This is a genomic window from Raineyella sp. (assembly GCF_034933565.1).
Taxonomy (GTDB): Bacteria; Actinomycetota; Actinomycetes; order Propionibacteriales; family Propionibacteriaceae; genus Raineyella.
On record NZ_JAYFNG010000001.1, the window covers coordinates 1 to 11,921 of the forward strand.

Consider the following 11,921-nt stretch of genomic DNA (forward strand, 5'->3'; position numbering starts at 1 on the left):
ACGAACGCCGGGAACCCCGTAACGCCGGGAACCCCGTAACGCCGGGAACCCCGTAACGCCGGGAACCCCGTAACGCCGGGAACCCCGTAACGCCGGGAACCCCGTAACGCCGGGAACCCCGTAACACCGGGAACCCCGTAACACCGGGAACCCCGTACGGGCACCGGCGCACTGTACGAACCGTACGAACACTGAGTGAAGGACGACGATGACTGCACCCGATGCCACCGAGTGGGACCGCCGCTATGCCGGGCGGAAGCATGTCTGGCGCTCCGAGCCGCACGAGGTGGTGGCGGAGCTGGTGGCCCCGATGGCGCCCGGCCGGGCGCTCGATGTCGCGGCGGGGGAGGGCCGGCACGCCGTGTGGCTCGCCGAGCGCGGTTGGGATGTGACCGCGATCGACTTCTCCGCGGTCGGTCTGGCCAAGGGCGAGGAAGAGGCTCGCCGACGCGGCCTGGAGGTCACCTGGGTCGTCGACGATGTGACCACCTGGGAGCCGCCGCACGAGTTCGACCTGGTGTTGGTCTCCTTCATGCATGTGGCTGCCGACGTCTTCGCCCGGCTCCGGCGGTTCGTCGCCCCCGGTGGTCACCTGCTGGTCGTCGGGCACGCCCTGCGCAACCTCACCGACGGGGTGGGTGGCCCGCAGGACCCGCTGATGCTGCTGGATGCCGCACAGCTGCGCGCCGGGGCGGGGGACCTCACCGTCCTGCGCCTCGACGAGGTGGAACGGGCGACCTCCGACGGTGTCGCGGTCGACATCGTGCTCGACGCCCGGCGCGACTGAGCCGCGCCGGGCGTCACCAACCGTGGCCGGTCAAGAACCGTGGCTGGTCAAGAACCGTGGGCCGGTCACCAACTGTGGGCTGGTCACCAACCGCGACGGCGCCACTCGTCGAGGTGGGGCCGCTCCCGGCCGAGCGTCGTACTGTCCCCGTGCCCGGGGTGCAGCGCCGTCCGGTCCGGGAAACGGTCGAAGACCTTGGCCGTCGCGTCGGTGAACAGCGAGTCGAAGTCGGCCGGGGAGGTGGTCCGGCCCAGCCCGCCGGGGAAGATCGCGTCCCCGGTGAGCAGCTGGACGGGCCCGGCGGCGGGGGAGACCACCAGGGCGATCGAGCCGGGCGTGTGACCGACCAATCCGATCACCCCGAGCTCGAGGTCCCCGCACCGGATCACGTCGCCGTCCCACACGCCGGTCTGCCGGGTCCCGGTCCGCTCCTCGATCGCGGCGCGGTCGGGTTCGCCGCAGATGAGGTGCGCACCGGTCCGGGCCGCCATCTCGCCGAGTACCCGGACGTGGTCGGGGTGGCGATGTGTGGTGACGATGACGCCGACCGTACGGTCCCCGATCACCTCGGTGAGACGATCCGCGTCGGCCGCGCAGTCGACCAGCACGACCGGCCCGTCGGCCCGGCCGACGAGATAGGCGTTGTTGTCGGTCGGCCCGACCGACACCTTGGTCAGGCGGAGGTCTCCCAGGTCGATCGTCCGCTCCGGGCCGCCGGACTCGACGTGGGCCTCGACCGGGCCGGCATCGGTGGGGAGGGTGTCGGTGGGGTCGGTGGCCCCTGGACGGCCCGTGGGGATGCTCGGCCCGGAGCGGTCGGGGGGCATGGTCGTCCCCGGGTCGTCGGTGGACATGGGCATGCGGATCTCCTCGGCGCGGGGGACGGTGCGGCGTGCGGGGTGGGTGGCCGTCACCAGGACGGCACGACGACGTCATCGGCGCCCGACACGGCGTCGGCGCCTGCGCGGCCGCTGAGCCATCCGAGCAGACGCTGCGGGGTGCCGGTCACGGTGGTGACGCCATCCGTTCCATCGGCGGCCGGGGTCAGCCACTCGCGCCCGTCCGGGGTGAGCAGCCGGAGGGCCGGGGTGCCGGGCTTGTGGCCGATCCGGTCGACGGCCCAGCCGAGGACGATGGCGGAGATCACCGGGTCGAGGTCGTCGAACCCGGTGCCGATCGCCAGGTCGATGTGGTGGATGACGACCTCGGCCAGCCGCCCGACCACCAGGGCCGCCACCGGGACGCGACTGTCGCGGAACAGCACCGGCATCGTCCAGTCGGACACCTCGTCGAAGACCTGCTCGAGTCGTCCGCAGGCGGCGTCGAGGTCCTCCTGGATCGCCAGGCCGCCGCGCCCGGCGCCGGCCCGGATGCCGGCGTCGCGGGCGTCCGGGGAGGGATACAGCGCGACGTCCTCGCCCCGCAGGGCACCCTCGACCACGCCACGGACGGCGTCGGCGTGGCGGGCGATGTGGGCCGCGAGCTCGGCGCGCGACCAGCCGGGCAGGGCACTGGGGGCGGCCCAGTCGTCGTCGGTGACCTGGATGGTCGCCCCCAGCAGTTCCTGGGTGGCGTCGTGGAGGGCGGGGCGTACCTGGGAGAGGGTCGCCCGGCCTGGCGTGTCGGTGCTCACCGCTCCACGATAACCACCGGCACGGACGGCGAACAGGGATCCGGTGCTACCGCTGTCCCGGCGGGTCCCAGCCGTTCCGCCCGGTGGTGGCGTGCCGACGGGCGTGGGCCAGGGCGATCGCGAGCAGTTCTCCGGCCAGGTCCGGTGGCCGGCCACCCTTAGGCCAGGCGACCTGCAGCGGCCGGGACAGCGTCAGGTCGGCGACGGCGACGGCGGCCACCCGGCCGGTCCGGATCCAGGAGGCGGCATCCAGACTCCCCACCACCGCGGGGGCGATCCCTGCGGCGACCGACGCCAGGACGGCGGCCGCGGTCGGACACTCCTTGCGCGGCGCCACCGGGTCGTACGGGGCCAGTGCCGCGTCGACGAGGCGCCGGGTCGAGGACCCTGCGGCCCGGACCACGAGCGGCGTACGGGCCAGTTCCGCGGCGGGGATCGGGGCCTCCCGACGCGCCCACCGGTGGTGCGGCGCGACGGTCACCACCAGCCCCTCGGTGCCGAAGGTCAGCACCTCCAGACCGGCCGCACGGGCCGGTTCCTCGGTGAACCCGAGACTCGCCTCGCCGAGGGCCACCAGGCTGAGCACCCGGCCCGGGCCCGCCACGGTGAGGTCCACCTCGACGTCGCCGGCCGCCGTCAGGGTCGGGGCGTCGTGCGGGGCACCACTGCGGTACCACTGGGCCGCTCGCGCCCGGGTGGTGCTGCGCAACTCGGCGACCCACATCGGTAGCAGGTGCTCGGCGATCAGCGGCGTCGCGGCGACCGCGACCCGGGCCGTACGTTCCCGGCGGAGCAGCGCCACCCCGTCCACCAGGGTCTGGGCCTGGCCCAGGACGCCGCGCGCCCAGGTCACCACCAGAGCACCCTCGGGGGTCAGGGTCGAGCCGTGCGGCGTACGTTCCACCAGGTCGAGACGCAGCTCCCGCTCGAGGTTGCGCAGGGTGCGCGAGGCGTTCGGCTGGGCGATGTCGAGGGCCCGCGCGGCGGCCCCCACACCGCCGTGCTCGGCCACGGCGACGAGCAGTTCCAGGGCGGCCGGATCCGGCCAACGGTGCGTCACGACCGCCGGTCCGTTCCACGAGGTGCTCCGGTCGATGCCCCTGTCGCGGTGCCTGTCCCGGGGGTGCCTGCCACGAGCCCGGTCGCGAGGCCGCCGGCTAGGTCCACTGTCCGTCGCGGAAGGACGTGGCCGAGGCCCGGACCTCGACGATGCCGTACGTGGCACCCGGGCACTTCTCCGCCCACACCAGGGCGGTGGCACGGTCCGGGACGTCCAGGATGAACACGCCCATCAGCGGCTCGGTGGCCGGCGCGAAGGGTCCGTGCCGGGCGTCGACGGCCCAGGTGCGCCGGGTGAGACTGGTGCCCTCCGACGGCGAGGTGAGCACCTCGGCCGCGACCAGCACCCCGGCCTCCTCCAGCTCCCGTCCGTACGCCCCGAACGCCTCCTGCATGGCCGCGATGGCCTCCGGCGACACTTCGCCCGGTTTCGGCTCGGTGTTGTTCAGCAGCAGCACACAGCGCATGATGACCTCCCGTTGCTCCCAGAGTGGTCGACCCGGTCGTTCTTGGCAATGGTGCGCGCCGTGGAGATCCGATCAATGGCGTACGCCGTGGAGATCTCGGCACTGATGCGCACCCTGGAGATCCCGGCAATGGCGTACGCCGTGGAGATCCGTGCCAGAGCCCCGTCGTGGAGATCCGGACTGTCTGACCGTTGTGCATAGGATTGCCGGGTGAGCCTCGTTGACCCCCTCGACCCCCGCTCCCCGGAGCCCGTCCCGACGGCCGATCCGGGCGTTCCGGCGGCACACGGGGTGCTCGGCGGGCCGTCCGGGCACGTCCCGGGGACGGGCCTGGACCGGATCGTCGTCCGCGGGGCCCGCCAGCACAACCTGCGCAACGTCTCGTTGAGCCTGCCGCGCGACGCGATGATCGTGTTCACCGGTCTGTCCGGCTCGGGCAAGTCGAGCCTCGCGTTCGACACGATCTTCGCTGAGGGCCAGCGCCGCTACGTCGAGTCGCTGTCCTCGTACGCCCGGATGTTCCTCGGCCAGATGGACAAGCCGGACGTCGACTTCATCGAGGGCCTGTCCCCGGCCGTCTCGATCGACCAGAAGTCCACCAGCCGCAATCCGCGTTCGACCGTCGGCACCATCACCGAGGTGTACGACTACCTCCGGCTGCTCTGGGCCCGGGCCGGCCATCCGCACTGCCCGGTCTGCGCCGCCCCGATCAGCCGCCAGTCCCCGCAGCAGATCGTCGACCGGCTGATGGAGCTGGCGGAGGGCACCCGGCTGCAGGTCCTCGCCCCGGTCGTCCGCGGGCGCAAGGGCGAGTACGTCGACCTGTTCCAGCAGCTCACCACCCAGGGCTACGCCCGGGTCCGGGTCGACGGGGAGCAGCACCAGCTCACCGACCCGCCGAAGCTTGCGAAGCAGAAGAAGCACGACATCGACGTGATCGTCGACCGGGTGGTGGTGAAGCCGACCGCGCACCGCCGGCTCACCGACTCGATCGAGACCGCCCTCGGCCTCACCCAGGGCGTGGTGGCGATCGACTTCGTCGACCGCGAGCCCAAGGACCCCGAGCGCGAGGTCCGGTTCTCCGAGCACCTGGCCTGCCCCAACGGGCACGACGTGAACATCGAGGAGCTCGAGCCGCGGCAGTTCTCGTTCAACTCGCCGTGGGGCGCCTGCCCGCAGTGCGGTGGTATCGGCACCCGGATGGAGGTCGACCCGGACCTGGTCATCCCGGACGACCAGCTGTCCATCGCCGAGGGGGCCATCGCCCCGTGGGCAGGCTCGCACACCAGCGAGTACTTCATGCGCCTGCTGCAGGGGATGGCCAAGGAGGAGGGCTTCAGCCTCGACACGCCGTGGTGCGATCTCGCCCCCGAGGTCCAGGGCCTGGTCCTCGGTGGTCATGGCGCTCCCGTCTACGTCTCGTACCGCAACCGGTTCGGCCGGGAACGGAAGTACACCACCTCCTACGAGGGCGTGGTGCACTGGATCACCCGCCGCCACGACGACGCCGAGACCGACACCGCCCGGGAGCGGTTCGCCGGCTACATGCGCGAGGTGCCCTGCACGGCCTGCAAGGGTGCCCGGCTCAAGCCGAGTTCGCTGGCGGTCACCGTCGGCGGGCGGTCGATCGCCGAGGTGTCCGCCATGGCCATCGCCGACGCCGCGGACTTCCTTGCCGGCCTCGAGCTCAGCGAGCGGGAGGCACAGATCGCCGAGCGGGTGGTCAAGGAGATCGGTCTGCGGCTGCGGTTCCTCGTCGACGTGGGGCTGGACTACCTCACCCTGTCCCGCTCCGCCGGCACCCTGTCGGGCGGCGAGGCGCAGCGGATCCGGCTGGCCACCCAGATCGGGGCCGGGCTGGTCGGCGTGCTGTACGTCCTCGATGAGCCCAGCATCGGTCTGCACCAGCGCGACAACGCCCGGCTGATCCAGACCCTGGAGCGGCTGCGCGACATGGGCAACACGCTGATCGTCGTCGAACACGACGAGGACACCATCCGGGCGGCCGACTGGGTCGTCGACATCGGCCCGGGCGCCGGCGAGCACGGCGGTGACGTGGTGGTCAGCGGGCCGTACGAGGAACTGGTGGCCAACCACCAGTCGCTGACCGGCGCCTACCTGTCCGGGCGGCGCTCGATCCCGCTGCCGGCGATCCGCCGCCCGCGCACCGAGGGCCGCGAGCTGGTCGTCCGCGACGCGTACGAGAACAACCTGCAGCACGTCACCGTGGCGTTCCCGCTCGGCGTGCTGACGGTGGTCACCGGCGTGTCCGGCTCCGGCAAGTCGACCCTGGTCAACCAGATCCTCTACCGCTCGCTCGCCAAGCAGCTGTACGCGGCCAAGGCCGTGCCCGGCAAGCACCGCGCGGTCCAGGGGGTCGACCGGATCGACAAGGTGATCCACGTCGACCAGTCCCCGATCGGGCGTACGCCGCGGTCCAACTCCGCCACCTACACGGGGGTGTTCGACCAGATCCGCAAGTTGTTCGCCGAGACCCCCGAGGCGAAGATGCGCGGCTACGGACCGGGTCGGTTCTCCTTCAACGTCAAGGGCGGCCGGTGCGAGGAGTGCCACGGCGACGGCACGCTGAAGATCGAGATGAACTTCCTGCCCGACGTGTACGTGCCGTGCGAGGTCTGCCACGGTGCCCGGTACAACCGGGAGACGCTGGAGGTGCACTACAAGAACCGGACCATCGCCGAGGTCCTCGACATGCCGATCGAGGAGGCGCTGGAGTTCTTCGAACCGGTCCGGCGGATCTCCCGGCACCTGCAGACGCTGGTCGACGTCGGCCTGGGCTACGTCCGGCTCGGTCAGCCGGCGACCACGCTGTCCGGCGGCGAGGCCCAGCGGGTGAAGCTCGCTGCCGAGCTGCAACGCCGGTCCACCGGGCGTACGGTCTACGTCCTCGACGAGCCGACCACCGGCCTGCACTTCGAGGACATCCGCAAGCTGCTCGGCGTGCTGGGCCGGTTGGTCGACCAGGGCAACACGGTGATCGTGATCGAGCACAACCTCGACGTGATCAAGACCGCCGACTGGCTCATCGACATGGGCCCGGAGGGCGGACGCCGGGGTGGGACGGTCGTCGTCGAGGGCACCCCGGAGGAGGTCGCCGACTGCGAGGAGTCGTGGACCGGCCGCTACCTGCGGCCGATCCTGGCCGACTCCGACATCGGCGTGGGGGCGTCCGCCTAGCTGACGCCCTTCACGACGATCTCGTCGCCCTGCACCTCGAAGGTGGCCGGGGTCAGGGCGTACGGCGCCGGGCCGTCGAGTACCTTGCCCCCGTCCACCGAGAAGTAGGAGTTGTGGCACAGGCAGTGGATCCGGTGGTCCGCGGTGATCTGGCGCACCGGGCAGCCCTGATGCGAGCAGATGTCGGAGAAGGCCTGGAACGTCCCGGCGGTGGGCTGGGTCACCACGTAGCCGTCATCGGGATAGATGACGCCCGAGCCGACCGGGATGTCGGACTTCTTGACCCGCAACTGGCGGTTGTTCTTGGTCCGCGTCCGGGCGTTGCCGCCGGTGGAGTCCGCGGTGCAGGCCGTCAGCCCGAGCGGGGCCGACACGGCGAGGGCACCGGCTCCGGCGAGCTTGAAAACGGTGCGGCGCTGCGCTTGCATCCAGTTCCTCCTGGGATCGGTGGCGCGGTCCGGGGGCAGGCCCGGAAGAGGGCGGGCCCGGGAGCCGGCGATATCGCCCCGATGGTAGCCGGGCGCGCCCAACGATGAGCGGCGCGGACCGTGCCATGGCATCCCTGTGAACAACCTCACGTGAGAGAAGCGTCACGGAGGTGCTACTACACCCCGTCATAGACTTGGGAGAAACCGTCTGACATCTCTCGCAAGGAAGCCAGGATCACATCATGACGGACCCCCATCGCGGACGTCTGCCGCGGGCCTCGGCCCGCCCCACCCCCCCGGATCGACCTCGACGCGCTCGCCTCGCGATCGCCGCCTCGCTGGGCCTGCTGGCCACGGCGCTGGCCGGCTGCAGTGCCGGCGGCGGCGCGGAGGCCGGCACCAGCGGCCACCGGATCGGCGGCGAGGCGAACCTCGCCCTACCCGACCTGTCCCAGATCGACTTCCTGGGCGGCATCAACGGCAAGGTGCTGCTCTCGGTCGGTCTGGTGGTGTGCCTGTTTGGTCTCCTGTTCGGTGTGGTGACGTACGCCCAGCTGCGCAAGCTGCCGGTGCACCGCTCGATGCGCGAGATCTCCGAGCTCATCTACTCCACCTGCAAGACGTACCTGCAGACCCAGGGCCGGTTCCTGCTCATCCTGTGGGCGATCATCGGCGCGGTCATCTTCGCCTACTACAAGTTCCTCGTCGGCTTCGGCTGGGGCCGGGTCGCCATCGTGCTGCTCTTCAGCCTGATCGGCATGGCCGGGTCGTACGGCGTGGCGTGGTACGGCATTCGGGTCAACACCTTCGCGAACTCCCGGGCCGCCTTCGCCTCGCTGAAGGGCAAGCCCTACCCTGTGCACTCGATCCCGATGCGCTCCGGCATGTCGGTCGGCATGGTGCTGATCTCGGTCGAGCTGTTCATGATGCTCTTCATCATGCTGTTCCTGCCGGGCGAGATCGCCGGATCGTGCTTCATCGGCTTCGCCATCGGCGAGTCGCTGGGCGCCTCCGTGCTCCGCATCGCCGGCGGCATCTTCACCAAGATCGCCGACATCGGCTCGGACCTGATGAAGATCGTCTTCAAGATCAAGGAGGACGACGCCCGCAACCCCGGCGTGATCGCCGACTGCACCGGTGACAACGCGGGCGACTCGGTCGGCCCGTCCGCCGACGGTTTCGAGACGTACGGCGTCACCGGCGTCGCGCTGGTCACCTTCATCCTGCTCGGCGTCCACGACGTGTCCACCCAGGTCACCCTGCTGGTGTGGATCTTCGTGATCCGCGCGGTGCTGGTGATCGCTTCCGCGGTGTCCTACTTCATCAACGCCGCGATCACCCGCTCCCGCTACGCCGAGGCCGACCGGATGGACTTCGAGTCCCCGCTGTCGAACCTGGTCTGGCTCACCTCGCTGATGTCGATCGCGTTCACCTTCCTGACCACCTGGGCACTGATCCCCGATCTCGGCTCCGGCCTGTGGTGGAAGCTCGCGACGATCATCTCCTGCGGCACCCTCGCCGGCGCCCTGATCCCCGAGCTGGTCAAGGTGTTCACCTCGACCAAGAGTCGCCACGTCCAGGAGGTGGTGAAGTCCTCCCGCCAGGGCGGCCCCTCGCTCAACATCCTGTCCGGCCTGGTGGCCGGCAACTTCTCCGGCTACTGGCTGGGCATCGCGATCATCGGCCTGATGGGTGTCGCGTACGCCATCTCGACCACCGGCCTCGATGCCCTGATGCTGGCCCCGTCGGTGTTCGCCTTCGGCCTGGTGGCCTTCGGCTTCCTCGGCATGGGCCCGGTGACGATCGCGGTCGACTCGTACGGCCCGGTCACCGACAACGCCCAGTCGGTCTACGAACTCTCGACGATCGAGGAGATCGACGGGATCGACGCGGAGATCGAACGTGACTTCGGGTTCCGGCCGGAGTGGCAGAGCGCGAAGCTGATGCTGGAGGAGAACGACGGCGCCGGCAACACGTTCAAGGCGACCGCCAAGCCGGTGCTGATCGGCACCGCCGTGGTCGGTGCCACCACGATGATCTTCTCGATCATCATGGGCCTCACCAAGGGCATGACCGAGGGGATCGAGAACCTCTCGCTGCTCCACCCGCCGTTCCTGCTCGGCCTGATCACCGGCGGTGCCGTGGTCTACTGGTTCACCGGCGGCACCATCCAGGCGGTGACCACCGGCTCCTACCGGGCGGTCGAGTTCATCCGGGACAACATCCGGCTGGACGACACGGTCACCCGCGCCAGCGAGACCGACTCCAAGAAGGTCGTGGAGATCTGCACCCAGTACGCCCAGAAGGGCATGCTCAACCTGTTCCTGGGCATCTTCTTCGCCACCCTGGCGTTCGCCTTCGTGGAGCCGTACTTCTTCATCGGTTATCTGATCTCGATCGCGGTGTTCGGCCTCTACCAGGCCATCTTCATGGCCAACGCGGGCGGCGCCTGGGACAACGCGAAGAAGATCGTCGAGACCGACCTGCACGCCAAGGGCACCGCGCTGCACGACGCGACGATCGTCGGCGACACCGTCGGTGACCCGTACAAGGACACCTCGTCGGTCGCCCTCAACCCGGTGATCAAGTTCACCACCCTGTTCGGCCTGCTGGCCGTCGAGCTGGCCGTGGCCCTGACCGGACGCGGACTGGGCGGCGTGGTCACCGTGCTCGCCGTGGTGTTCTTCCTCGCCTCCGCGTTCTTCGTCCACCGGTCCTTCTACGGCATGCGGATCACCTCCTCGCTCGAGGACACCGGTGTCGAGGAGGAGCCCGACGAGCAGCCGATCGCCGACCGTGCCGGGGCCGCCGCCCTGGTGACCGGCGGAACACCGCCCGCGGCCGCCGGGCTCGACCGGCCCGGTGCCGCTCGCGCCGCTGAGCCCGTCCCCCGACGCGGCGTGCCGTCCGACGCTGTTCCGACCGACCGGCCGACCGGCCGGGTGCAGGAAGGGTGAGCCCGATGTCCGTTCCTCCCAAGGCCCCCGCCAACGCGGTCAAGAAGGTCGCGGTCAAGTTCGGCGCCCTCAGCCACGAGCCGCTGGTCGACGCCGACGGCGACGTCATCGGCCGGGGCGCCGGTCCCACCCTGGTCCGCCGGCTGCTCCGGCTGTTCCCCGACCCGATCCTGGTCGGGCCCGAGCCCCGGCGCTGCCGCGGATTCGTCCAGCAGCCGCTGCAGTTCATCGACGGCGACAACACCGTCGTGATCAACATGGACGTCCTCGACTCGCCCCTGGTCTGGACCGTGCTCAAGGAGGGGGCGCGCCGGCCGCAGGTGATGAACTTCATCTGGCAGAACGTGTCCGAGTACCCCGAGACCGTCCGGCAGGCATCGCTCGGCCTGTCGTTCGGGCTGTTCCCGACCTTCGCCAACTCCGAACGGACCGCGCACGAGGTGCGCGAGGTGCTCGACACCTGGACCGTCCCGGCACTCGCGGAGCGGGCCGTGATCGGCTGGGAGAACCTCGGCATCCACCTGCAGCGGGTGCGTCCGCACACCACCACCAAGATCCCGGTGGTGCTGTACCCGGCCGTCACCCTGGGCTCCCGCAAGCGGCCCGACCTCTTCATGCGGGTGGTGTCCGCGGTCGCGGCCCGGACCCCGATCACCATGGAGATGCGGCTGCAGGAGAAGGACCTGATCACCGAGAAGGCGATGCGGATCTCCCGGGAGAAGTGGACCTGGGTCGGCCCGATGACGACCCGCGAGGACTACTGGGACCGGCTGGCCCACACCACCGCCTTCCTGGCGACCTCGGCCGACGAGTCGTACGGCCTGCAGTACCTGGAGGCGCTGGCCGCCGGGGCGATCGGGGTGTTCCCCGACCTGCCGTGGGCCCGGGCCCTGCTGCCGGAGGGGTACCTGTACTTCTACCGGGACGAGGAGCAGGCCCAGGAGATGCTCTTCCACGCCGTGACCGATCCGGAGGGCTGCCGTCGGGAGACCGCGGCCGCGGCCGGTGACCTCGACGCCTGGATCCGCCGCAAGCACAGCGACGACAGCTTCGAGCGGGCGATCGCCAGCTGCACGGCGAAGTGGTTCGGAGCCTGAGACCGGGTCGGGGGTCCGGGCCCTCGGGCCGGGATCGTGGTCCGCGAGTCGGACCGTGATCCTGCCGGGGCAGGTGCGGGGTCGGTCCTCCGGGACCGGCCCCGTACCCGTCCCGGAGCCGGCCTCGCGCACTGCCCCCGCACCCGTCCCGGGGCCGGGGGGGTGTCCCTATGAGGTTCGTCAAGCGGCGGCAGGGATGGATGGCTGGTAGAGGGTGCCGTCTCTGAGCATGGCGAACAGGACGTCGCAGCGTCGGCGGGCCAGGCAGATCAGGGCGGCGTTGTGTTTCTTGTGT

At 70.7% G+C, this 11,921-nt stretch carries 8 protein-coding genes and 1 pseudogene; 4 read left to right on the plus strand and 5 right to left on the minus strand.

The genetic code is table 11. The features are described from left to right. The first annotated feature begins 208 nt into the window (after positions 1-208). Positions 209-787, plus strand: a complete 579-nt coding sequence (locus VB059_RS00005; protein ID WP_323419964.1) for a class I SAM-dependent methyltransferase — start codon at positions 209-211, stop codon at positions 785-787. An 83-nt stretch (positions 788-870) separates the two neighbouring features. Here VB059_RS00005 and VB059_RS00010 read toward each other — a convergent pair whose 3' ends face one another. The 4 genes from VB059_RS00010 to VB059_RS00025 all read right to left on the minus strand — a co-directional run bounded on the left by VB059_RS00010 (position 871) and on the right by VB059_RS00025 (position 3,937). Then, the gene (locus VB059_RS00010; protein ID WP_323419971.1) at positions 871-1,485 is read right to left on the minus strand and encodes an MBL fold metallo-hydrolase; all 615 of its coding nucleotides are present in this window, start codon (positions 1,483-1,485) and stop codon (positions 871-873) included. A 212-nt stretch (positions 1,486-1,697) separates the two neighbouring features. Further along, entirely contained in the window at positions 1,698-2,420 is a 723-nt protein-coding gene (locus VB059_RS00015) for a maleylpyruvate isomerase family mycothiol-dependent enzyme (RefSeq protein ID WP_323419965.1), read from the minus strand. A gap of 46 nt (positions 2,421-2,466) precedes the next feature. After that, a complete protein-coding gene (locus VB059_RS00020) occupies positions 2,467-3,480 on the minus strand; it encodes a LysR family transcriptional regulator (protein ID WP_323419966.1) in 1,014 nt (337 codons plus the stop codon). Between the two features lie 97 nt (positions 3,481-3,577). After that, positions 3,578-3,937, minus strand: a complete 360-nt coding sequence (locus tag VB059_RS00025) for a YciI family protein (RefSeq protein ID WP_323419967.1) — start codon at positions 3,935-3,937, stop codon at positions 3,578-3,580. Positions 3,938-4,276: 339 nt separating this feature from the next. Between VB059_RS00025 and uvrA the strand changes: the two are divergent. Next, a pseudogene (gene uvrA / locus VB059_RS00030) lies at positions 4,277-7,132 on the plus strand (excinuclease ABC subunit UvrA); the annotation flags it as partial. Between the two features lie 8 nt (positions 7,133-7,140). On the opposite strand, the gene VB059_RS00035 reads toward uvrA, so the two are convergent. Beyond that, positions 7,141-7,572, minus strand: a complete 432-nt coding sequence (locus VB059_RS00035) for a Rieske (2Fe-2S) protein (protein ID WP_323419968.1) — start codon at positions 7,570-7,572, stop codon at positions 7,141-7,143. Between the two features lie 242 nt (positions 7,573-7,814). Between VB059_RS00035 and VB059_RS00040 the strand changes: the two genes are divergently transcribed. Both VB059_RS00040 and VB059_RS00045 read left to right on the plus strand, forming a co-directional pair. Beyond that, the gene (locus tag VB059_RS00040; protein ID WP_323419969.1) at positions 7,815-10,529 is read left to right on the plus strand and encodes a sodium-translocating pyrophosphatase; all 2,715 of its coding nucleotides are present in this window, start codon (positions 7,815-7,817) and stop codon (positions 10,527-10,529) included. Positions 10,530-10,534: 5 nt separating this feature from the next. Beyond that, on the plus strand, positions 10,535-11,626 hold the full coding sequence (locus VB059_RS00045; protein ID WP_323419970.1) for a glycosyltransferase family 1 protein: 1,092 nt from the start codon (positions 10,535-10,537) through the stop codon (positions 11,624-11,626). Positions 11,627-11,921: the final 295 nt, after the last annotated feature.

Excerpts from the sequence above, each read along its gene's own strand:
- VB059_RS00045 (WP_323419970.1), top strand. The coding sequence starts at position 10,535 with ATGTCCGTTCCTCCCAAGGCCCCCGCCAACGCGGTCAAGAAGGTCGCG.
- VB059_RS00040 (WP_323419969.1), top strand. The coding sequence starts at position 7,815 with ATGACGGACCCCCATCGCGGACGTCTGCCGCGGGCCTCGGCCCGCCCC.
- VB059_RS00035 (WP_323419968.1), bottom strand. The coding sequence starts at position 7,572 with ATGCAAGCGCAGCGCCGCACCGTTTTCAAGCTCGCCGGAGCCGGTGCC.
- VB059_RS00005 (WP_323419964.1), top strand. The coding sequence starts at position 209 with ATGACTGCACCCGATGCCACCGAGTGGGACCGCCGCTATGCCGGGCGG.